Here is a 23,504-nt window from a genome sequence, read left to right on the forward strand (position 1 = left end):
CGATGTCAGTGGAGACACTGACATCAGTTTTTTATACAGTACTAACTTCGGGGTGTTTCCACGGCCCACGGTATGGTCTTCTGAGTAGTGTATTTGCTTCTTTATCGTTGACAACTTCTCGTTTTTTCGGGTCATAAACTAACGGACGACCTAATTTCATTGACATATTGGCCAAAATACAACTGGCCGTTGAAATATGACCTTCTTCAATATCGGCAACTGGGCGAGTATTGTTTTCGATGGCATTTAAGAAGTCCAACATGTGCAAACGAGTGGCAGGAGCGGCATTCAATTCGATGCGTTCTTCGGTCAAATCTTCTGGATATTTTTCTTTTTCATAAACCACATCTTTATCTATCTTCTGTCCTTTGCCTTGCGGAACAAACGTATATTTCATGGTGCTGGCATAAAGTGTGCCTTTTTCTCCATACAAAATAAACGCCCAAGGATAATCATTATTCGCAGGTGTTCCCCACGAGCGATGTTGCCAAACGCAATTCAGTTCATCATATTCAAAAACCGCCGATTGTGTATCCGCAATATTCGATTTTCCTTCTTTTTGTACATAAATTCCACCTTGAGAACTCACACGTTTTGGCCAACCAAGTTTGAGCATCCATCGTACGGTATCGAACATGTGAATACACATATCGCCCATGATTCCGTTGCCGTATTCATTAAAAGTTCTCCACCAACGAATGTGAGGCAAACCATCGTACGGACGCATTGGGGCTGGTCCAGTCCACATTTCATAATCAAAAAAGGCAGGAACTGGCTCAACTGGCGGGTTTCCGTTGTTTCTCATGTGATAATAACAGCACATTTCCACGTGCGAAACCTTTCCCAAAAGTCCAGCATCAACAATGTTTTTCTTAGCTTCAATCAAGTGAGGCGTACTTTTGCGTTGCGTACCCACTTGCACTACTTTATTATATTTTCGGGCTGCCGCTACCATTGCTTCTCCCTCGATAATATCAACACTAATTGGTTTCTGCACATAAACATTTGCTCCCGATTTCATGGCTTCGATAGCGTGCAGAGCGTGCCAATGGTCGGGTGAGCCTACTAATACAATATCGAGTTTGTTTTCGGCCAATAGTTTTCTATAATCACCGTAAAGTTTCGGAATTTGCTTTGATTCTTGTCTTTTGGCTACCAAATCTCCTGCCGCTTTGAGCATATTTTGGTCAGGGTCGCAGAGAGCAACTACATCGACCGAGGCTACTTGTATAAGGCGGAAAAGGTCACTTTTTCCATACCAACCCGTACCAATTAAGGCAACTTTATAGGTTTTTGCGGGCGTAAAAACTGGGTTGGCTTTCGTGCCAAGTGTAGATAAGGCAATCGTAGCCGAAACTCCCTGAATGAATTTTCGGCGATTGAGATTAAGGGTTTCCATTTGTTTTTATAGAGGATTGAATATGATACGACTTGTATTATTCAAATATATTTTATAATCCGAACAAAGACAAATTATATAGATATAGAAGCAAAAAAACAGGACGATAATGCTGATTAAAACAAAAATTTGGTATAGAGTAGGGGGAAGTTAAAAATGAATTGTCTTGATTAAAATGGCTCGAAAGCCAAGACACTTTACACAAAATTATGAAAAAACATACAGTTATTACGGGGGCAAGCTCGGGGCTTGGTCGAGTCTTTGCTATTGCCTTTGCCAAGCGTGGTCATCATCTTGTTTTAGTAGCTTTACCAAACGAAAACCTCTCTGAATTTACCGTAGATTTACACAAAGCTTATGGTGTAAATGTCGAATACTACGAAGCTGATTTAAGTGATTTTTCGATGATTAAAGATTTTGCTAATTGGTTGAAAAACAACGAGATAAGTATTAATGTTTTGGTAAATAATGCAGGTGTTGGTGGTTCAAAATCTTTCCAAGATTCTGACACTGAGCAACTCGACAGAATCATTCAAGTAAATGTTAAAGGCACAGCCATTTTGACTCGAAGTTTACTGCCTTTTTTGCTTCAAAATACTAACTCTTATATTTTGAACGTTGCAAGTATTGCAGCTTTTTCTCCACTTCCTTATAAGATGGTTTATCCTGCTACAAAGGCTTTTATTTATTCGTTTTCGCTGAGTTTAGGTTCGGAATTGAGAGAAAAAGGTGTAAAAGTTTGTGTGGTAAACCCAGGAGCGATGCCTACCAATGAAGATATTCGGAGAAGAATAAAAACGCAAGGCTGGCTTGGCCGTATTAGCATAACAAGTACCGAATACGTTGCCGAAAAAGCAATAGAAGGTGCTTTTTCGGGTAAAACAATTGTAGTACCAGGTTTGGTAAATTGGTTTAATTATTGGATATTTAAGCTTGTTCCGTGGTATTTCATCGAGCCACTCGTTAGTCGAACTATTCGCCGAGAATTAGTGGTATCAGCTTCTTAATAAAATTACCTTATCAGTCTCTTGAAAAGCTATTCTATGAAAAAAATAAAAATATTTATAATATTGATAGTCAGTAGTTTACAGCTATTGGCCCAGAAGTTTCCTGCTCCACCTGCATCACCCAATCGTTTGTTTTATATTCAGCGGAGTAATAATGCTCATACGGTTGTTTATGATGCAAATTTTATGAATGCTAAGACACTTCATGCTGAAAAACCCGTAAACGTATATTGGATAAGGTATGATGAAACAACGCACACGCAAAAGCTTAACGCAGTAGAAAAAGCACTTGCTTATGGTGTAGAAACCGAGCGAAATGCCAAAGAAAAAGATAGTTTTGATATGAGAATTGTTGCTCTGAAAAAACGAACTTTGAAAGTAAAAATCAATGATTCAGGAAAGCCAATTGCAACAATGCAAATAAATGGAATTGAAGGGCAATTATGCAAAGTTTTTGTACAACTCGAAAACGAAGATGCCATAAAACCAACCGTAAAATACATTGAACTTTTTGGCAAAAACCTTTCTACTGGCGAAGCCATTTATGAGAAGTTTGTACCGTAATCTCCGTAAAAAAGGAAGGCTTCGTTTTAAACGAAGCCTTCCTTAAAAAATCTCAAATATTATTTCTTCAAATACTTATTAAACCAAGCGATGTATCGCTCAAAACGGTCTTTTTGATAACTTGGATTCGTAATTCCATGAAACTGGTCAGGATAAATAATCAATTCAGTCGGAATACCCAACGAGCGGAATGCTTGATACATCTGCTCGCTACCCACCGAGGGAACATTAAAATCGCTCTGCCCAACCATAAATTGAGTAGGGGTTTTGATACGGTCAGCTTTCAAGAATGGGTATGAAAGTGCAATGTATTTATCGAAATTCTTCCACGGAGAGCCTAATTCATGCTCATATTGTAAAATGTATTGGTCAACACCATATAATGAAGAAATCAACGAAACTCCCGCACCACTTGATGCCGCTTTGAAGCGAGTGTCAGTTGCAATTGTATAATTTGTCAAAATTCCGCCATAACTCCAGCCACCGATGCCCAATTTTTCGGGGTCAGCAATGCCATTTTGTACTACATAATCGGTTGCTCCCAAAATATCTAACACTTCTTTATTACCCCAATCGGCTGAAATAATTTTGCAGAAATCTAAGCCTCTGCCACTTGAACCACGATAATTTACTGCCACAACGGCATAACCCGCCGCTGCCAGCATTTGGCGAGACATATCATAGCTAAACTCATCTTGTGCCACTGGCCCACCGTGAATGAATAGCAAAGTTGGTAATTTTTGACCTTTTTGTGCATTAGCTGGCAGATAAAGCAAGTTTGAAACCGAAGCCCCATCTTTGCTTTTTGAGGTAAAACCTTCAACTGTTGCCAGTGCTAAAGGTGCTAAAAACGCATCTTGGTGTTTGGTAAGTTTTCTGACAACTGCTGCTTCGATAGCATATAGCTCGCTCGGTGTTTGTGGGTCACTCATGCTTGCAAGCAAGTTCCCAGAAGAATGTCTTTCTATACCCGTAAAACTTCTGTTTCCTCCCACAAACTTGGTCATCTTACCATCTGCCGCCGAAAAATTAGCGATGTATCTCGTGCGGTCGTCAGAAACAATGGCGAATATCGAAGCTCCGTCTTTGCTCCATCTTGGGCTATTGACTGGGCGGTCTAAAGATTTACTAAGCAGTTTTGGTTCTCCACCATCTTTCGATACCGTACACAAAATCGACTGGTCGTACATGATATAACTTTCGGCCGAAGTAGTGCGTAAATAAGCGATTTGTTTGCCGTCTGGACTCCATTCATGGGCATAATCTTGACCTGTAAAAGTCGTTATTTGCTTCATCGTGGCGTTTGGTTTGGCATCAATTACCCAAATATCGGTATTTTCGTTGCGGTCTGGGTCTTCGGTGCGGTTACTGATAAAAGCGATTTGCGTTCCATCGGGCGACCATTTTGGTGAAGTTTCATCGTAAATTCCCTTCGTCAGTGTGTCGATTTTCTTGGTTTCGAGGTTATAGAGGTATAAATGCGTAGTTTTTTTCATTAAATAGCCTTCAACATCTTGCTTGAAATGGAAACGGTCGATAACAATCGGTTTGGGAGATTTCGATTTTGTGGTATCAGCATCATTGGTAATTACTAATGCAATTTTCTTACCATCGGGCGACCAAGCGTAGTCTGATAAATCACCTTTTTTAATATCGGTTAATTGTTTTGCTTCTCCGCCACGGCGGTCCATGAGCCAGATTTGGCTTCCAGTTAATCCTCCACGAGAAGAAGTAAATGACAGATATTTCCCATCGGGACTCCAACGAGGCTTTGATTCTCCATCGGGCGAAAAAGTAAGTTGGATAGATTCTCGTCCGTCCCACGATTGCATCCAAATGTCAGAATTGCGTTTGTTTTTTACAGAGTCAACACTTGAAAGTGAATAGGCTACCCAATTGCCTTCGGGCGAAATCTGCGGGTCGCTTAGTGTTTGTAAACGAAAAACATCAGAGGGCTTGAGCGGTCGTTTCGTAGGAGTTGTTTGTGCAAAAACTCCCGAACTAATGGCTAAAAATGCAAATAGTATTGTTTTTTTCATGCTTTGGTTATTTGTTGATTAGTGAAATAGTGTATTGGTTATCGGTAAATCGGTGTACTGGTTAATTATTGGTGAATTTTCTTGGCTTCGTAAAAGAAAAGCCTGAAAGGCTTAAACTTTAATAGCCGTGGGCAACGCCCATGGAAAATAATTGATAGCGATAAAACAACTCCTTCGGAGTTGAACTTGCTATTGCGATTATTGTTTAACCCCTTCAGGGTTATGAATTACCTTTGTTTCTTGTTTCCGTAGGCGTTGCCTACGGCTATTAAAGTTTAAGCCTTTCAGGCTTTTTCACAATAAAGTTATTTTAATCTTTTGTTTCCGTAGGCGTTACCTATGGTTATTTGTGTTTAATCCTTTCAGGGTTTTTAATCTTCATCGCACCGCAACGGCGGACCGTGGGCGACCCCGTCGTTAATTCAAAATTACCCTCTTAAATGCCAAGCCTTTGGCTTCACGAATGCACGAATACCTGCGTGCGAAAGCGTAGCCCCAAAGCCCGAATGTTTGCGTCCACTCCACGGAAGCGGAGCCGAAACACGGTCACAACAATTCCAATAACCGCTTCCTGCATTCACTTGTTTCAAAAGTTTTTCGGCACGTTTTTTATCGTTTGAATAAACTGCTGCTGTTAGTCCATATTCTGTGTCTTGCATGAGTTTAAGAGCTTCACGGTCATCTTTTACTTTCATGATTCCGATAATTGGCCCAAAAGATTCCGCTTGCATGACATCCATTTTGTGGTTTACATTGGTCAGCACAGTAGGTTCAAAATAATAACCTTTTCCAGTTATTTTCTTTCCACCAGCCATAAGTGTAGCTCCTTTCTTTAGAGCATCTTGTACTTGATTTTCAAGAAAATCTAATTGAGATTTTCGGCTCAAAGCACCGACGTAAACACCCTCTTCGGTTGGTTGCCCAATTTTATATGATTTTACTTCTTTTACAAATGCTTCAACGTAGCGGTCATATACTTTTTCGTGTACATAAATACGCTCAACCGCACAACAGCTTTGTCCGTTATTATAGAAAGCACCATCGGCGGTTCCTGCGGCAATTCCTTCAATATCAGTGACGTCGTCGGTTACATAAAGCGGGTCTTTTCCACCTAATTCGAGCTGACAAGGTACCATTTTAGGGGCTACTTTCTCATAAATGTAAAGCCCTGTTCGATACGAACCCGTAAAGAAATAGCCATCGAGTGGCATTGCTAAAAGTTGTTCACCTACTTCTTTTGCTCCAATTGCTACTGCAAAAACGTCTTCGGGTACACCTGCCTGTTTCAGAAATTTTTCGATTTTTAAACCTGTCAAAGTCGAAAATTCAGACGGTTTATAGAAAACAGCATTACCACCAATAAGTGCAGGAATAAAAACATTTACACCCACCAAAAATGGGTAATTCCAAGCTGAAATATTACAAACAACGCCGAGTGGTTCGTATGAAATACGTTCGGTGAGCCCTTCTTGCTTGGTCATTATTTCATCTTTCAAGTATTTCTGCGAATTTTCAACAAAAAACTTGATTCTTCCCCTTGCTCCGTTCACTTCATTACGGGCTTGTTGAAGTGGTTTACCCATTTCAGAAGTTAGCGTTGTGGCTAATTCTTCGATATTTTCAGCCAATAATTCTGAGAATTTCTCAATGATAGCGATACGCTTTTTTAAATTAACTTTCGCCCAAGATTTTTGACCTTTTTGAAGCGTTTTTAGTTTAGTTTTTAGGCTTTCTGCCGAATCTTCTTGTAAGGTTATAATGATTTCTTCGGTAGCTGGATTGATGATTTGCATATAAATTTTTTACGTTTAATACCAAGTGATTAACGTCGGCAAGGCGTTGAGCCTTGCCGACGTTTGCGGTTATTGTACAAAAATAAACATTCGAGTGGATAAACTTTTATATTTCATCTAAAACTCCGACATAGTTGCCTATTTTTGCGACAGATACAAAAATTGCTTGCATGGAAAAGACTTATCAAGAAAAAATAACCACATTACTTACCGAAATTACCACTTTAAAAAAGAAAAGCGACCAAATTTCGATGTACCGATTATTGTTCATAATTGGGTTGTTGGTCGTGGTTTATCAGCTTTTTAAACTCAATGAAATCGTTGGCGGCCTTTCAATTGTTGGTGGAATTTTAGGATTCTACTATTTGGTAAAGCACCACGAAAAAATTGATGCCGAAGTAGATCTAAAAGAAACTACGCTCGCCGTGATTCAGAATGAGTTGACTTGCTTGGAAGAAATTTCGGGAATGTATTATAATGGGCAAGAATACGGCCGACCAACGCATAATTTTAGTGAAGATTTAGATATTTTCGGTGAAGGAACGTTGTTTCATTTAATCAACCGAACAAAAAGTAAGTCGGGAAGTGATTATTTGGCTCAACAGCTTTTGGGCGAAAAGCAGACTTTTTCTATCAGTCAAAAACAAGAAGCTGTCAAAGAAATGGCGGCCAAAACCGACTGGCGTTTGAGCTTTTTTGCTTCGATGTTTAAGATTTCAAACGAAGAGCGAGGGGTGAGCAAAGTGCTGAATCAAATTGAGCATCCACCAGTTTTGAAACTGGAGAAATTCATTGCGATTTATGCCAAAATCTTGCCTTTTTTGTGGGTATCGGTCTTTGCTTCTGCCTATTTTGTGTCACCTTCGTTTGCAGGTTATGGAGTTGCAGCCTTGGCTTTGATTAATTTTAGGCTTACAGGCATAAATCGCAGTCATACCGAAGAATATTTTGAAACAGTAGCAGGAGCGGGGCGTTTGATGGAAAAATTTGGAGTAGCAACGGGGCTTATCGCTCAAGAAAATTGGCAGTCGGAAATCTTGAAAACTACTCACGAGCAATTACCAATTTCAAAATTAATTACCAAAAATCCGATTGATGATTTTGTGGTAATTCTGAAGAAACTGGATATGCGACGCAATATGTTGGCTTCGCTTTTCTTGACTTTAGCTACGCCCTTTCAACCAGTTCAGTTAATTAAACTGAGGGCGTGGTTGAAAGAAAATCCTGATTTTTTTGAGAAAATATTTGATGTTATCGGTGTTTTTGAGCTTTATGCCAGCATCGGAAACTTACATTTCAATAAGCCTGATTGGTGTTTTCCTGCAATAAATAATAGTAAAACTTTCAAATTATACGGACAGGAAATGGGGCATCCGCTCATCAATACCAAAAATGTAGTTTGTAATAGTTTTGATTTTGACGAACGAAACCGACTAACGCTCATTACAGGCTCAAATATGTCGGGTAAAAGTACATTTTTGCGTACGGTTGGGCTAAATATCATTTTGGCTTATGCTGGTTGCCCAGTTTTTGCCAAGAAAATGAGTGTGAGTGATGGCATAAAATTGATTTGCTACATGCGAATAAAAGATTCGATTCAGCAAAATGCTTCTACTTTTAAGGCCGAAATTGAGCGAATTAAACTCGTTTTGGCGGCAATCAATAATAATGAAAATGCGTTGTTTTTGATAGATGAAATGTTGAGAGGAACAAATTCAGAAGATAAATTGGCGGGCTCAATGGCTTTGCTGGAGAAAATCGTCAACTCAAATGCTTATGCAATGGTGGCTACACACGATTTGCGGATGACCGAAATTTCGGAGGAGTACCCCGATGTAGTGAAAAATTATTATTTCGAATATGCCACCGAAAATGGCGAATTATTATTCGATTATTTAATAAAAGAAGGCGTTTGTAAGAGTTTCAATGCTTCGCTTTTATTAAAATCTATTGGTTTGCCGATTGGAGAGAAGCTTTAAAGAACTAAGATAATATGTGGCAAACCTCCGCAGATTTGCCACATATATTGCGATGTTTTACTTTTTCTCAGTCAGTGCCGTTCCTTCAAAAGAAATGCCTTCCCAACCAGTTTCCATAAAGTTTCTGATATTTTGGTGATTACTCGCATCAGGATTTTCGAGTACATCTTTGCGGTAAAAATCACCAAAGCAAGCGAGCGTTTGTTCTACCGAAAAGTTTTGGAGTTTTGCAAACGAAAATAATTTGCATGAGCCAGAGTTTTGCCCAGCTTCGTTGTGTAAATCTCCATTTTTGAAAGCCGTTGGCGTAAAATCATAGAGTGCTTCCACAATGGCCATAGTATCTGTAAATGCTACTTCTTGAGGGGTTTCGTTGAGTTTTTTTAGAAAAGAATCGAGTGTCATTATTGAATTTTTGATTGAATGTTTTCGACGAAATTTTGTCGTATTTTATAAGAAAAATTATTTTGTTCGGCATTAATAATTCGTTCTGGATGCCATTGTACGAGCATTAAATAGTGGCTTCTGCTTCGCTCAGCCACCGAAGCTAACGGGTCGAACTGTGGTGAGTGAGCGAAGTCGAACTCCAATCCTTCCACAACTCTATCATCAGATAACGCATTGATTTTTAGAGGTTTAGCAATGATGTCAGCCGATTGATGATGTGCTGAATTCACATCTCCAAATACAATATTGGTAATTTTTGAAAGTTCGGAGTCGTGAATAATTTCTATATTATGATAACGGTCTTTTCCTTCAAAATGCTTTGAATGATTCTCTTTCCCAGCAGTCGGTAAATCTGGAATCAGCGTACCACCAAGAAATACATTCACCAATTGCAAACCTCGGCAAATGCCTAAAACTGGCACTTGATTTTTGAAGATATATTCACACACTTTCCATTCAAATTCATCACGGCGTTCGTCCATGAAATTTGGATTGCACAAATTCAAAAACTCAGGCCGATTATATAAACTTGGATGCACATCTTCGCCACCCGATAAGATAATGCCGTCGCATTGCTCAATTTCGTGTAGATTGTTGAGTTTATAACCAAGTTTAATAACTTCGATGTGCGAATTGCCGACCAAAGCATTTTGTGACAAAATCCATTTTTCATAGATTGGATGTTTCTCTCCGCAATCTGTAATACCTATTTTCATTGTGGATTTTCGAGTGAGTCGTAGTATTTGAAAGTACTTACGAGCCCGTTTTCTGTTTTAAGATTGATATTATTTGCCTTTACATATTGCTCAACTAAAGGCTTTTTGTCTCCAAAAAGATTAAGGATATTTTTGCCTCTCGGAAGTTGAATAACTGATTCATCTTTCAGAATAAAAAACTTAGAAGATTTTACAAATTCTCCTTCGTATTCCCCCGAAGCTTCATAGCCAGTTTTTTCGGTATTAGAGCTATGCAAAACGCATGAATATTCTTTCAAAAGTGTATTTTTACTGATGTGAACAACTTCATAATAGGCATTTTCAAACTTACTGAAATGATGCCCCATTATTGTAAATGCTTCAGGCTTGATAGCGATTGCATCTTTATTGATGTCTTCTACAATATAAAGTTCGTTTTTCTGTACATTAAAAGCCATTAAAAACTGCATATCTTTCCCACTTTCGGTGCTTATTTTTCCTTTGTACCACCCATTCTTAAAAAATGGTGTGCCTTTGTAGGTTTTTGTAAACTCTTGCTGGGTATTATTTACCACATCTCTCGAACTATAATAAGCCTGAAAAGTAGTATCGCCAGTATTTTTATTCACTACTATCTTACTATCACTACTTCCCGCTACCTGCATCTTCCTCAAAAAATAATCATATTTATTATTCGTAATTTGCCCGAAGATTTGTTCGGAAAATAAGAATAGGAGAATAAAAGTCAAAGAGATTTTCATGACAGTAAATGTTTAGAGTTACATAAATAAAAGGAGTTTTACGAAATATAAATAACCACGAATACACTGTTTTTTGCGTATTTGTGGTGTAGTTAAAGGCTTTCTTAAACAAATTTATAATTTTTCAATAAATTATAATGCTTCGAGGTAAAGATTTTTGAAGTCTTCTCTCGTGACAGGTTTTGGGTTATTTGGATGAGCAAAATCGGCGATTGCTAAATCGGCCAGCGTTTCGATATGCTCCGATTTTACACCAATATCTCGCAAACGGTGCGGAATATTTACTTTGGTGTTTAGCTCAAACAGATACTGCACTACTGCCTCGCCAGATTCATCTTTTAAATCAAGCGTACGAGCAATTCGACGGAATTTATCTTCAAAACCTGCAATATTAAACTTCATTCCGTATGGAATGTTTACTGCATTTGCCAAACCATGATGCGTGTCAAGCAAAGATGATAATGGGTGAGCCAATGAATGCACTACGCCCAATCCTTTCTGAAATGCCACTGCACCCATCAATGAAGCAATTAGCATTTTGCTACGAGATTCGAGGTCTGGTTTGTTTACTGCCTTTTCCAATGACTCGTGTATCAACGCAATTCCTTCCAACGCAATCCCATCACACATTGGATGCCAGTTTTTTGCCACAAAAGCTTCCATGTTATGTGTGAGTGCGTCCATTCCCGTAGCGGCGGTGATAAATGGCGGCAAATCCATTGTGAGTAATGGGTCGGCAAAGATAATTTTGGCAAGAAGTTTTGGCGAGAAAAGAATTTTTTTCTGATGCGTTTCGTCGTCAGCAATGATGGCACTACGACCAACTTCGCTGCCTGTTCCAGCCGTTGTCGGAATCGTAATAAAATGCGGCACATCGTTGGTTACGTAAATATCTCCACCAATTAAATCATCATATTTGAATAAATCTTCTCGGTGATTGATTCTCAACAAAATAGCTCTTGCCACATCTATTGCCGCACCACCACCGATACCAATGATGCTATCTCGGTGAGTGCCATAATAGGTTTCGTCACCTTTATATACATCTGATTTTACTGGGTTTTTATGAATATCGCTGAAAACTTCAACGCTGATACCTTTCGATGATAAATCTTGAACAATTTGCTTGAAAAATGGCAAATTGGCTACATTTGGGTCAGTCACGACCAAAGGTTTTGAAAGGTTATTGTCTTTCAGATAAGCAGGAAGTTCAGAAACCACACCTGCACCGAATCGGATTTTAGTAGGAAAATTGAATTGAGAAATCACTTTGTTGGTTTTTAATAGTTTGAGAGTGACGAAAATACAACAAAAAACCACGAATTCAACAAAAAGTGATTGTTAAATTCGTGGTTTTCGTCTTTTCTATTGATTGTTATCTATCTATCGTGGACAAAAAAATCAGTCTCTTCTACCTAAGAAAATGCTTACGTAGTAAAGCAAATTGGCTACTGCACCTGCGGCAGCTACTACGTACGTTAAAGCGGCCCATTTGAGAGCATCTTTGGCCATATCGTGTTCGCCTGTTGTTACTATTGTACGAGTTTCCATCCATTTCAAGGCACGGTTACTTGCGTCATATTCTACTGGTAATGTGATGAGCGAGAAGAGTGCCAAAGCAGCATTTGCCACAATTAAAACCATCAATAAAATATTACCAAACGAGCTACCACGAGAAAGCATATACACTCCTCCGAACATCAAAAACATATTAGCAAAATTCATAACGTTAGTAGCCACATTGACGGCGGGAACTAATGTCGAACGCATTTTTAGAGGAGCGTAAGCCATGGCATGTTGCACAGCGTGTCCACACTCATGAGCGGCTACCGCAGCCGAAGCTGCACTCGAACCCGTGTAAACATCATAGCTAAGGTTTACGGTCTTGTCAAGTGGGTTATAGTGGTCAGTTAATTGACCATCTACTTGAATGATTCTTACATCATAAATACCGTTATCGTGTAGCATTCGTTGTGCTATTTCTGCACCAGTCATACCGTTTCGCAGACGTATCTGGGAATATTGTGCAAATTTACTTTTCAAGCGTCCTGATACTATCATGCCCAGTACCATAAAGACGATACCAATAATTATTATCATAATTTTTGTGTTTTTTGTTGAAAACTGTTTGTCTATCGACTAATAATTTTCTTTTATTTTCTGAATAATTGAGCTTGTTGAATAACCTTTTACCAATGAAATAGTTTTTACCTCGCCTCCATTTGCTATCACAAAATCTGCACCAACGATATTTTCAAGCGTATAATCATCACCTTTGACCAAAATATTCGGACAAAGTGTCTCAATTAGCTCTTTTGGTGTTGGTTCGTCGAACAAAATGACAGCATCAATAAAACTCATCGCAGCCATCATTCGTGAACGTGCGTATTCGTTTATCACAGGACGACTTTCTCCTTTCAAACGTCTCACCGAAGCATCGGTGTTCAGGCCAAGTACGAGCTTATCACCTAAATTTCGGGCTTTTTCAAGGTAATCAATGTGCCCGAGATGTACAATGTCGAAGCATCCATTAGTAAAAACGATTTTTTTGCCCTCAGATTGCCATTGTTCGATTTGCTGTTTAGCTTCTGTTAGACTTAATATTTTTGATTCGGTCATTTTTTGTGAAATATTCTAAAAATTTATGATTTAACCTCTCTCTTCGGCAAAACCAATGTTAATAAAAAAGCAATAATACCAAAAATAGCTACAAATACCATCCCTTGCATGGCATGAAGGAATGTAGCGAGTGTAATACCATCTTGTTGCGAAAGCCCGTAAAGCACTACGATACTTCCTACTAAAAAGTGATAACTTCCTATACCGCCTTGTGTGGGTGCTGCCATTCCGATTGACCCCATCACAAAAATTGAAAGTGCAGCCAAAGGTGAAAGATTAGAGGTTTCGGGTAAAGCAAAACAAAGAACATAAGTCATTACGAAGTACATTGTCCAAATCAGAATCGTATGGAAAACAAATGCCGAAGGGTTTTTAAGATTTCGGACACTCATAAAACCACTCGCAAAACCTCCGATTATTTTAGCAACTTTCTGATAAAGAGCATTTTGTGCGATTTTTTCTTGATTTTTTTTGAATAAAAAATAAGCCGCTACAAGTAAGCCAATTCCCACTAAAGCATAGCTTCCGAGTAAGAGTGGATTTTTGAATTTTTCGCCAAAAAAATTAAAGAAAACATCTTTCAGTCGGTCGAATTCGAGAATAAAATTCAAGAAAATCAATAGTAGAAGTACTAAAACATCAATCAAACGCTCGGCGATTACTGCTCCAAATGATTTTTCAAACGGAATATCTTCTAATTTATTGAGCGTTCCGCAACGAGCCACTTCGCCTGCTCTTGGAAAGATTAAATTTGCTCCATAACCTACTAAAACCGCCAATGTTGTACGAAAAACCGAAGGTTTATAGCCCATCGGCTCAAGCATCAAAACCCAACGATAGGCTCTACTCCAGTGTGCCACCAAAGCCATCACGGCCGAAAGTGCTACCCAACGATAATCGGCTTGTTTTATTTTTTCCCAGAGGGTGTTTAGGTCGATGTCTTTAAACGTAAACCAAACCAAAACAGCGGCAACTGTCAGTGAGATAAGGTACTGGAGTGTTTTTTTCATTAAAAAGAGGTTTTATGTGCAATTCTGGAGAATTATGCTACAATTATTTTACTACCAAGTTATTTTCGTCAGGAAAAACAATCATTGGCTTGTGGGTTTTTGCTTCTTCTTGGGTCATCCAAGCATAAGAAATAATAATTACAATGTCACCCACTTCGGCTTTGCGAGCGGCAGCTCCGTTCAGACAAATAATACCTGAGCCACGTTTACCTTTGATAGCGTAAGTTTCCAGACGTTCACCATTATTATTGTTTACGACTTGCACTCGCTCATTTTCCATGATTCCTGCGGCATCGAGCAAATCTTCGTCGATGGTGATGCTTCCCACATAATTGAGTTCGGCTTGAGTGACTTTCACTCGGTGGATTTTTGATTTGAAAATATTGACTAACATCTGTTTTTATTTACGATTGTACGAATTACGATTTACGACGGGGTCGCCCGAGCGATGATTAGATTTTAAATCTTCAAACGGACTGCAAAATTATAAAATTGCTTGTGAAAGAAACATTTGGCACAACAATAAAATTCAGATTAAATTTTTTAATTAGTTTTGTAGTGAAAAAGCTTATTATGATAATGATAAAAAAACTACTCCTCTTTTTTTTTGTAGCCACCACTTCTATAGCCTTTGCTCAGGATGCCAGTATTTTTGAACCAGATTCGATTAAGAAGAAAATAGAAGCTTTGCAGATTAGCTCTTCGCTCCGTATTGATGGAGTGATGAACGATGCTGAATGGCGAAAAGTAAAACCGACATCAGGCTTTACCCAAATCGAACCTTTTCAAGGCAAAAAGCCTACGCATGACACCGAAGTAAAGGTACTTTATAATAAACAATACCTCTATTTTGGCATTTTTGCTAAAGATTCTTTGGGCAAAAAGGCCATTCGTGCTACCGATTTTAAGCGAGATTTTAGTTTCCGCCAGCATGATATGGTGGCCTTATCGTTTGATGGATTCAATGACAAACGCAATGCCATGGTTTTGGTAACAAATCCGTATGGCGTGCAGCGTGATTTACTTTCGTTTGATGACCTCTACTACGACGTTGATTGGGATGGACTTTGGCGAGTACGTACTACTCGCACTGATTCGGGCTGGGTGGCAGAAATGGCTATTCCGTGGCAAACGTTGCGTTATCCGAAAACTTCGGATAGCCTACATACGTGGGGATTTAATGTTTTTCGTAGCCGCCGAATGAGCAACGAACAAACGGCTTTTTCGCCATATCCTCGTACATTTTCTAATCTACGTATGACTTATGCGGGAGAATTGAAAAATCTTCAGCCACCACCGCCATCGCCTAATATCCGAATTCAACCTTATTTTTTGACTTCGTACGATCAATATAGTGGCCAAAAAATACCGAAACCGACCGAAACAAATTTTAAATTGGGCGGAGAACTAAAATGGGCGATAAACTCGAATGCTGTTTTAGACCTTACAACCAATACTGATTTTGCCCAAGCCGATGCCGACCGCCAAGTAAATAATGTTACTCGTTTTTCGGTATTTTTTCCCGAAAGAAGGCAGTTTTTCCTTGAAAATGCTTCACTTTTTGGTGTGGGTGTTGGGCCAAACGATGATTTATCGGGTGGAACGATGCGTGTACAACCTTTTTTTAGTAGAAGAATTGGTTTAGATGATTTCGGAAATCCGATTCCGATTGATGCAGGTGGGCGTTTTGTGTATCGTTCATTGAAGCGAAATTTTGGGGTAATTGCGATGCGTCAGCGTGGGGTAGGAGAGACTCCCGCAACCAATTTTTTTGTGGGGCGTTTTTCTGAAAACTTTGGCGAACAAAGCCGTGTTGGTGGACTCGTAACGGTGAAAAATCGTCCAGAAGGCTCAAATATTGTTGGTACGGTTGATGGATTTTTCCGTTTGAATCAATTGCATTCGGTTAATGCAATGGCTACATATTCTAAACAAACGAATACTGGACAGCAAGGCTTTTCGGGTTTTGCTCAATATTATTTTACGAATAACCAGTTTAAAGTTTGGTGGACACAGTCGGTTGTGACGAAAAATTATAACCCTGAATTGGGTTTTGTTTCACGCACCGATGTGATTGGTACAACCCCAGGTATTTTTATTTACAATCGTGGAAAATGGTTGCCTAAAAAATACATTCGTGCTTTCGAGCCTGGAATCATGACTGAATTCTATCACCAAGCTTCAACGGGGCAGTTGATTGAACGCCAAATTAATATTAACCCAATTTGGTTTAATTTTCAGAATGGTGGATTTTTTGGATATTTGGTTAATCCAACTTTTCAGCGTCTGACCGAACCATTTCAGCCTTTGGGGGTGACAATTAATGTAGGCGATTTTAACTATGTTCGTCACCAAATTTTTGCGAGTTCTGACCCTTCAAAAATTATTAATGTAGTAGTTGACCATAGTTGGGGAACGTATTTTGATGGAAAGCTAAATTCGACCGATATTCGATTACAATTTGCACCTATTCCACATGTTTCAGTTTCGGGGCGTTATAATCGAAATGGTTTCAAAGAAGTTGGCGATGCAGTTGATGGTAAGAAAGTTGATTTGTATTCAATCGAAGGGCGTTTTGCTTTAAACCCAAGAGTACAATTGATTGGTTTTTACCAGCAAAATTCGGAGAATAACTCAAAAAATTATAATATTCGTTTATCGTGGGAATACCAACCTTTATCTTATATTTACGTGGTCTTTAATCGCCGAGGATTTAATAATGTAAATGAGCCAAGCGATATTCGTTACGAAAAAGAAAGTCATGTAATTGCAAAAATTAGTTATTTAAAGCAGTTTTGAGCTAATTGTTAATGTATAATGGTTAATGATGAATGAAAAAGAGTTATTAGCCATTTTTAAGATTTGTAAATATTCAACGACAATATAATTTATTCAACCTAAAATCAACAAAACTATGCAACGACGCACCGCACTGAAAAGTCTTTCGGTGGCTCTCGGTGGTTTGGTGTCCATGCCCGCTTGGGCTACCAGCTGGACTCCCGACTCAATCGGCAACGACAAATCTTTATCTGCCAGCGACGAGGCTATTTTAGCCGAAATCGTAGAGACAATTATTCCCGAAACAAAAACTCCTGGGGCAAAATCGCTAAAAGTGCATCAATTTGCTTTACGTATGATTAATGATTGCTACGGTGAAGCTGCTCAGAAAAGCCTCCAACAAGGGCTTGCTAAAACGGATGAATTGGCCAAACAAATCAACAGCAAATCTTTTGTTGAATGTGATGCTCAGCAACGCAAGGATACTATTTTGCAGCTAAGCAAAGCCGATGAGGCAAGCAAAAAGTTTGTGGAAATGATTAAAAACCTTACAATTCGTGGCTACACAAACTCTGAATATTATATGGTTAATGTTCAGAAATATGTCATGGCTCCAGGTTTTTATCATGGCTGTGTTCCTGTAAAAAAATAATGTTAATAATGACGACTGTTTGATGAATAGGCTACTTATGTGGGCTATCGACTGCCGTCCGTTGACTAATCAAATTCTATCATTCAACTAAGAAAATGCCAAATTTCAATATAGATTCAGTAAAAGACCGCACATTCGATGCCATAGTAGTTGGCTCAGGAATAAGCGGTGGTTGGTCAGCTAAAGAGCTGACAGGCAAAGGTTTACGTACATTGTTGTTGGAGCGTGGGCGTGACGTAAAGCACGTTACTGACTACCCAACCACAATGATGAATCCGTGGGAGTTTGACCACCTCGGACAAATAACCAAAGAGCTAAAAGATGCCAATCCGATTGCGAGCCGTTGCTACGCATTTAACGAAGATGCCGCTCATTTTTTTGTGAAAGATGCCGAACATCCTTACGTACAAGAAAAACCATTCGATTGGATTCGTGGCTATCAAGTCGGTGGAAAATCTTTGATGTGGGCCAGAGGAACGCAACGTTGGTCGCAATACGATTTTGAAGGGCCAGCACGTGATGGTTTTGCAGTAGAATGGCCGATAAACTATGCCGATATTGCACCGTGGTACAGTTACGTAGAAAAGTTTGCGGGTATTTCAGGAAATAAAGATGGACTTCCACAGTTGCCTGATGGAGAGTTTTTACCACCTCACGAGCAGTCTTGCGTGGAAAAGCATTTCACCAAAGAAATGGCGAAGCATTATAACGGTACTCGACCAATTATTATTGGGCGTTGTGCTCATCTTACTGCACCCCAGCCGATTCACTTCCAGCAAGGCAGAGCCAAATGCCAACAAAGAGACTTATGTCAGCGTGGATGTCCGTATGGGGGATATTTTAGCAGTAATTCATCCACCATTCCGTGGGCCATGCGTAGTGGGAAATTAACGATGAAAACCGATTCGGTGGTTCATTCAATCATTTACGACGAACAAAAAGGCAAAGCTACAGGCGTGCGTGTGATTGATGCTCACACCAAAGAAATGACCGAATATTACGCTCGTGTGATTTTCTTGAATGCAGCCACGCTCAATACAAACTTGATTTTGTTGAATTCTACCTCAAATCGTTTTCAAAATGGTTTCGGTAATGATAATGGACTCTTAGGTAAATACATTGCGTTCCATAATTTCCGTACGACGATTTCTGGAGAATACGAAGGTTTTCTGGATACTACTACTGAAGGTATTCGCCCAAATGGTAGTTATATTCCTCGTTTTCGTAATGTTTTTAAGCAAGAAACTGACTTTTTGCGTGGATATGCCGCAGGTTTTAGTGCCAGCCGCATGACTTATCGAGATACAACGGGCATTGGTGAAGATTTGAAAGAAAGCCTCAATCAGACACGATACGGGAATTGGAGAGTTGGCTCACACATGATGGGCGAGACGATTCCGAAAGAAAGCAATTATGTAGCACTTGATAAAAATTTGCTTGACCCTTGGGGGATTCCTCAGCTAAAAGTGTCGGTTGCTTATGATGATAACGATGAAAAAATGATAAAAGATTTTCATGAGCAACTCACCGAAATGTACACCAAAGCAGGTTTTAAGAATATAAAAACGCACGATAAACCAGATAAAGCCCCAGGTTTGGATATTCATGAAATGGGCGGTGTGCGAATGGGCAAAGACCCAAAAACATCAATGCTCAATAAATGGAATCAATTTCATAATTGCAAAAATGTTTTCGTGACAGATGGTGCCTGTATGACTTCCAATTCGACACAAAATCCATCTTTGACTTTCATGGCAATTACGGCCCGTGCTGCCGATTATGCCGTGAAGGAGTTTAAGAAAGGGAATTTGTGATGATGGTTTTGTGAAATTTTGATAATCAGGTTGTTATTTATAGAAGCTCTATAAGAATCTATGGTTTTATAGGGCTTCTATTTTGCATTAAACTCTTGCCAAGTGGCATTGTAAGCACCAAAACAACCAAATCCACCATTGATATTGGTGTAAAGCAGCACAGGTTCGGCAAATGGGTTATTGTTTTCTCGTTGTCGGCGGAGTGATGTATGGTAATTGTAGTAATGAATATCGGTTTGAAATAAACCAACTTTTATTTTATTTAAGCGTTTATCACTTACTACTCGATTATTTTGAACACCAGCAATATTCATCGAAGGCAAAAAAGTTCTGTTTAATGAAAGTAATTGACCATCAGTGTCTTTATCATCAATGGTTCGTAAATCTACAAGGCTCGAAATTAAGGTATCACTTAGTTTTTTATTTGTTCTTGTTTCCGAAATCTCATAATTGACATCATAAGCACTGATAGCCCGATAATAATTTGTTTCGCCTGCTTTGTCTTGCCAAATTACTTTTACGTCAAACTCGGTATTAGTAACTGTATTTCCTCGCTGAAAATCATTCACGGTTGTGGAGTCTATTTTTACTTCCTTTATTGTAATAGTATTCGGAACAGTGGTTGAGGCATTTACTTGTCGGCCATCGGGTGTATTTACCGTAATTGTATAAGTTTTTCCTACTAAAATTGGTAATTCTGAAGGTAATGCACGATAATACCCTAATTTTGGACTATAAATCAATCGAATACTTTTACTCCCATCCGATAAATTCACCGTTGCGTTCGTAATATCTTCTCTAATATCGCCCGTAGTGCCAATTAGCAATTTTGTCTCGGTAACTTTGGCCGCCAAAACCGTATCTTGCGGAGAAATAAAACAAGCCACAACCAACTTAGAATCAGTTTCAGGCAGAAACGAAGGGTCAATTTCTTTAATCAAACTTTCACAAGAAAGCAGAAAAAATTGAATAAATGTAAAGAAACTATATAAAATTATTTTTTTCATCTTTGGAATTATTCTCAGCTCCCCTTTAGGGGTTGGGGGTGGTCTTAAAACTTAAAATTATAACTAAACGATGGTATAATCGGGAAAATTGAATACCGCTGTAAGATATTGATAATCTGGTTATTAGCGTCAACTTTGGTATTGAGTTGATAGAAAAACGGATTTTTTCTATTATAAGCATTATAAATACTAATTTCCCAAGTGCGTTCGTGGCGGCGTTTCTTTTTACTGAATTGAATGCCCAAATCAAGTCGATGATACGGCTCCGCTCGGAAAGTATTTTTCTCGCCATATTCCTGCACGGCTCGCCCTGCAAAAAGCGGACTTACTGGCGTTGAAGTATTATTGATAGCATTATTTGCCCCAAAACGAGTATTAAAATTGCTATACCCATTATACCTCGAAAGCGGCACTGTCAGAGCATTTCCAGTACCGAAAACCCAAACTGCCGAAACCGTAATGTTTGGTTTTATATCATAAATTCCGACCAACGAAATATCATTTCGGCGGTCGTAGCGAGGGAAAAACTCTTTGCCAAAATTGAGTTCGTCAAATTGCCATTTTGTCCAAGAAAGCGTGTAGCCTGCCCAACCCGAAAACTTCCCGACTTTTTTCTGCAATAAAAACTCCGCTCCATAAGACCAGCCTTGACCAATCGTTACGTTATCCTCCCAACGCACTCGGTTATTTGAAGTTGGGTCGTTTATAAGCAAAAAACTCGCCCCTTCTTTATAATTAATGAGGTTATTCATCTTTTTATAATAGCCTTCGATGGTCAGCGTTAAGCCTTTCTTATCGAAATCCTTAGTAAAAGCCTGCCGCTACTTGTTGCGATTGTTGTGGGGCAACCCTGTCGGTAGTTGGTACCCAAAGGTCGGTTGGTAAGCCAATGCCAGTATTGGTAAGCAAATGTACATATTGATTCATCAGTGCATAAGATGCCTTAAAAGCCAAATCGCTTTTCAGTTTGTAAGCTGCCGCCAAGCGTGGTTCTGGACGTACATAACTTGCTTCCGAAACTTGATAATTGCTGATTCGGAGGCCTGCATTCATTTTCAATCGGCTGGTTGCTTGCCAAACGTCTTCGGCATAAATTCCCGATTCTACAACGTCGATATTATCAATTCTGTTTTCAAAACGGCTAATATCTGAGTCTTGTAGCACAACTGCACTTGGTGTAAACCGATGAAAAGTGGATTGAATACCAAATTTCAAGGCGTGTTTTGGGGCTGGAAAGAAATCAAAGTCGTATTTGATGGCATAATCTCTGATACCCGATTGATAATCTAAATTATAAGTAGAATTAGTATTAGTATTTAGGTCGAGAGAATTAACTACCGAACTAATATTGAAGCGATAACGGCTATAAATAAGCGATAAATTGCCAAAAAGCTTCTGAGAAAATAGGTGATTCCAACGCAAAGTAGCTGTTTCGTTGCCCCAGTTTAGACCGTTTGATGAATTGTTTTCGGGACTTACAGTGTTTGTACTAAACTTATCTTTTCCAAAATAACCACTCAAATATAGTTTATCTTTCTGACCGAAATCATAATTCATTTTAGCATTCAAATCATAAAAATAATAGCCGCCCGTAGTTTTTTCGATAGCATCCCTTTGAGACGCTTTCACGAGTGGAGCAGCCACAACATCAAGATAAGTGCGTCTGGCCGAAACAATAAATGAAGATTTAGTGGACTTTTGTTTTTTTGTTTTAATCGGCCCTTCGAGGGTTAATCTTGAAGAAATAAGTCCGATTCCGCCCTCACCGTGCAGTTTTTCTTTGTTTCCTTCCTTCATATTCATTTCAATGACTGACGAAAGTCGGCCTCCGAAACGTGCAGGAAAACCACCTTTGGTGAGTTCTACACTTTTGAGGGCATCGCCATTAAAAACCGAGAAAAAACCAAAAAGGTGACTGGCGTTATAGACTACGGCATCATCTAAGATTATCAAATTTTGGTCAGGGCCACCGCCACGCACATAAATTCCTGATTGACCTTCCGAGCCTTTTTGTACACCTGGCATGAGCTGAAGCACCTTCAAAACATCTTTTTCGCCCATAAAAGCTGGTATTTTCTTGATTTGATTGATTGGTACATCAATTTTACTCATTTCTACCGACTCGCTCACTCGTTCTTCTTGGCGTTTTGATGAAACCACAACTTCGTTGAGCTGATTGGCCGAAGCTAACTCAATATTTATTTCGATATTTTTGTTGAGAACAAATGTTTTTTCGATGCGTTCGTAACCTACAAAAGAGAAAACCAAAGTAGCGGCATCGTTGGCAGGAAGCGTTATTGAATAAAAGCCGTAATTATTGCTACTTGTGCCGAAAGTGCTGTTAGGAACATAAACGTTTACACCGATAAGTTGCTCTTGACTGCCTTTTTCACGCACGTAACCACTTATTGTAAATGTTCGCTGGGCAAAAGTTGTATGACTCAAAACAGCTAAGAATATTAAAACGAAATGTATTTTTTTTATCATGGGTAGCAGATTATCCTATTATATTACTACGAAAAAGTGCCTATAAAAGTTGTGTAAAGTCTAAAAATTAAAAATTGTAGTGTTTTACGAAGATTAACAATAAAAAAACATCGCAATTGCTTAAATATCAGTTGTTTAGTTTTTATTTGTGCCAACAAAAATTGTAATTTTACGTAACATTAAAAAGTCTTACCTTCAATCATAAAATTATTATGGCAGAGAACGAAAAAAGCATTACAGATAAAGCAACCGAAATGGCTGGAGAAGCAAAGGCCGCTGCAACTGAAAAATTGACAGATTTGAAAGCAGAAGCAACCGAAGTAATCGGTGATTTGAAAGCAAAAGCATCGGAGTTAGTTAGTGAAGAAAAAATCAACGAAGTAAAAGCACAAGCAGCCGAGAAAATTGCTGATTTGAAAGAAGATGCAGCCGAGGCAGTAGAAGCTGCCAAAG

Annotated in this window: 18 protein-coding genes and 2 pseudogenes; 7 read left to right on the top strand and 13 right to left on the bottom strand. The window is 38.9% G+C overall.

Annotation, left to right across the window (positions count from 1 at the left end):
- Window positions 1–31: 31 nt before the first annotated feature.
- Window positions 32–1,399: a Gfo/Idh/MocA family protein gene (locus A6M55_RS13495; protein WP_064198119.1), complete on the bottom strand. Its 1,368-nt coding sequence runs from the start codon at window positions 1,397–1,399 to the stop codon at window positions 32–34.
- A 209-nt stretch (window positions 1,400–1,608) separates the two neighbouring features.
- On the opposite strand from A6M55_RS13495, the gene A6M55_RS13500 reads away from it, so the two are divergent.
- Together A6M55_RS13500 and A6M55_RS13505 are read left to right on the top strand one after the other, a co-directional pair.
- The gene (locus A6M55_RS13500; RefSeq protein WP_064198120.1) at window positions 1,609–2,406 is read left to right on the top strand and encodes an SDR family oxidoreductase; all 798 of its coding nucleotides are present in this window, start codon (window positions 1,609–1,611) and stop codon (window positions 2,404–2,406) included.
- 36 nt (window positions 2,407–2,442) lie between these two features.
- Complete coding sequence (locus A6M55_RS13505) at window positions 2,443–2,970, top strand: DUF4833 domain-containing protein (RefSeq protein WP_082893024.1); 528 nt, start codon at window positions 2,443–2,445, stop codon at window positions 2,968–2,970.
- Window positions 2,971–3,029: 59 nt separating this feature from the next.
- Here A6M55_RS13505 and A6M55_RS13510 read toward each other — a convergent pair whose 3' ends face one another.
- Together A6M55_RS13510 and A6M55_RS13515 are read right to left on the bottom strand one after the other, a co-directional pair.
- Window positions 3,030–5,009, bottom strand: coding sequence for a S9 family peptidase (locus A6M55_RS13510; protein ID WP_064198122.1), 1,980 nt, complete (start codon window positions 5,007–5,009; stop codon window positions 3,030–3,032).
- Between the two features lie 428 nt (window positions 5,010–5,437).
- The gene (locus A6M55_RS13515; protein ID WP_064198123.1) at window positions 5,438–6,802 is read right to left on the bottom strand and encodes an aldehyde dehydrogenase family protein; all 1,365 of its coding nucleotides are present in this window, start codon (window positions 6,800–6,802) and stop codon (window positions 5,438–5,440) included.
- A 170-nt stretch (window positions 6,803–6,972) separates the two neighbouring features.
- On the opposite strand from A6M55_RS13515, the gene A6M55_RS13520 reads away from it, so the two are divergent.
- Window positions 6,973–8,781, top strand: a complete 1,809-nt coding sequence (locus A6M55_RS13520; RefSeq protein ID WP_064198124.1) for a MutS-related protein — start codon at window positions 6,973–6,975, stop codon at window positions 8,779–8,781.
- Window positions 8,782–8,838: 57 nt separating this feature from the next.
- On the opposite strand, the gene A6M55_RS13525 is transcribed toward A6M55_RS13520, so the two are convergent.
- The 8 genes from A6M55_RS13525 to panD form a co-directional block, all read right to left on the bottom strand.
- On the bottom strand, window positions 8,839–9,186 hold the full coding sequence (locus A6M55_RS13525) for a HopJ type III effector protein (protein WP_064198125.1): 348 nt from the start codon (window positions 9,184–9,186) through the stop codon (window positions 8,839–8,841).
- The gene (locus A6M55_RS13530) at window positions 9,186–9,944 is read right to left on the bottom strand and encodes a gamma-glutamyl-gamma-aminobutyrate hydrolase family protein (RefSeq protein ID WP_064198126.1); all 759 of its coding nucleotides are present in this window, start codon (window positions 9,942–9,944) and stop codon (window positions 9,186–9,188) included. The genes A6M55_RS13525 and A6M55_RS13530 overlap by 1 nt, the downstream gene beginning before the upstream one ends.
- Window positions 9,941–10,684, bottom strand: a complete 744-nt coding sequence (locus A6M55_RS13535) for a hypothetical protein (protein WP_064198127.1) — start codon at window positions 10,682–10,684, stop codon at window positions 9,941–9,943. Before A6M55_RS13535 ends, A6M55_RS13530 begins: the two co-directional genes overlap by 4 nt.
- A gap of 132 nt (window positions 10,685–10,816) precedes the next feature.
- Window positions 10,817–11,953: an iron-containing alcohol dehydrogenase gene (locus tag A6M55_RS13540; RefSeq protein ID WP_064198128.1), complete on the bottom strand. Its 1,137-nt coding sequence runs from the start codon at window positions 11,951–11,953 to the stop codon at window positions 10,817–10,819.
- Between the two features lie 132 nt (window positions 11,954–12,085).
- Complete coding sequence (locus tag A6M55_RS13545) at window positions 12,086–12,784, bottom strand: zinc metallopeptidase (RefSeq protein ID WP_064198129.1); 699 nt, start codon at window positions 12,782–12,784, stop codon at window positions 12,086–12,088.
- Window positions 12,785–12,823: 39 nt separating this feature from the next.
- On the bottom strand, window positions 12,824–13,303 hold the full coding sequence (gene rfaE2, locus A6M55_RS13550) for a D-glycero-beta-D-manno-heptose 1-phosphate adenylyltransferase (protein ID WP_064198130.1): 480 nt from the start codon (window positions 13,301–13,303) through the stop codon (window positions 12,824–12,826).
- Window positions 13,304–13,326: 23 nt separating this feature from the next.
- Window positions 13,327–14,313, bottom strand: a complete 987-nt coding sequence (locus tag A6M55_RS13555; protein ID WP_064198131.1) for a lysylphosphatidylglycerol synthase transmembrane domain-containing protein — start codon at window positions 14,311–14,313, stop codon at window positions 13,327–13,329.
- Between the two features lie 43 nt (window positions 14,314–14,356).
- Window positions 14,357–14,707, bottom strand: a complete 351-nt coding sequence (gene panD / locus A6M55_RS13560) for an aspartate 1-decarboxylase (protein ID WP_064198132.1) — start codon at window positions 14,705–14,707, stop codon at window positions 14,357–14,359.
- 185 nt (window positions 14,708–14,892) lie between these two features.
- On the opposite strand from panD, the gene A6M55_RS13565 reads away from it, so the two are divergent.
- The 3 genes from A6M55_RS13565 (at window position 14,893) to A6M55_RS13575 (ending at window position 19,557) form a co-directional block, all read left to right on the top strand.
- Window positions 14,893–17,112: a carbohydrate binding family 9 domain-containing protein gene (locus A6M55_RS13565; RefSeq protein WP_064198133.1), complete on the top strand. Its 2,220-nt coding sequence runs from the start codon at window positions 14,893–14,895 to the stop codon at window positions 17,110–17,112.
- Between the two features lie 115 nt (window positions 17,113–17,227).
- Window positions 17,228–17,743 (top strand): gluconate 2-dehydrogenase subunit 3 family protein, encoded by a 516-nt coding sequence (locus A6M55_RS13570; protein ID WP_064198134.1) that lies wholly within the window; start codon window positions 17,228–17,230, stop codon window positions 17,741–17,743.
- 95 nt (window positions 17,744–17,838) lie between these two features.
- Entirely contained in the window at window positions 17,839–19,557 is a 1,719-nt protein-coding gene (locus A6M55_RS13575; RefSeq protein ID WP_064198135.1) for a GMC oxidoreductase, read from the top strand.
- A 77-nt stretch (window positions 19,558–19,634) separates the two neighbouring features.
- On the opposite strand, the gene A6M55_RS13580 is transcribed toward A6M55_RS13575, so the two are convergent.
- Window positions 19,635–20,564, bottom strand: coding sequence for a DUF4249 domain-containing protein (locus A6M55_RS13580; RefSeq protein ID WP_082893025.1), 930 nt, complete (start codon window positions 20,562–20,564; stop codon window positions 19,635–19,637).
- Window positions 20,565–20,608: 44 nt separating this feature from the next.
- Window positions 20,609–23,051, bottom strand: a pseudogene (locus A6M55_RS13585) (TonB-dependent receptor).
- A 212-nt stretch (window positions 23,052–23,263) separates the two neighbouring features.
- Here A6M55_RS13585 and A6M55_RS13590 point away from each other — a divergent pair.
- Window positions 23,264–23,504, top strand: a pseudogene (locus A6M55_RS13590) (hypothetical protein); the annotation flags it as partial.

It is taken from the genome of Emticicia sp. MM (genome assembly GCF_001649495.1).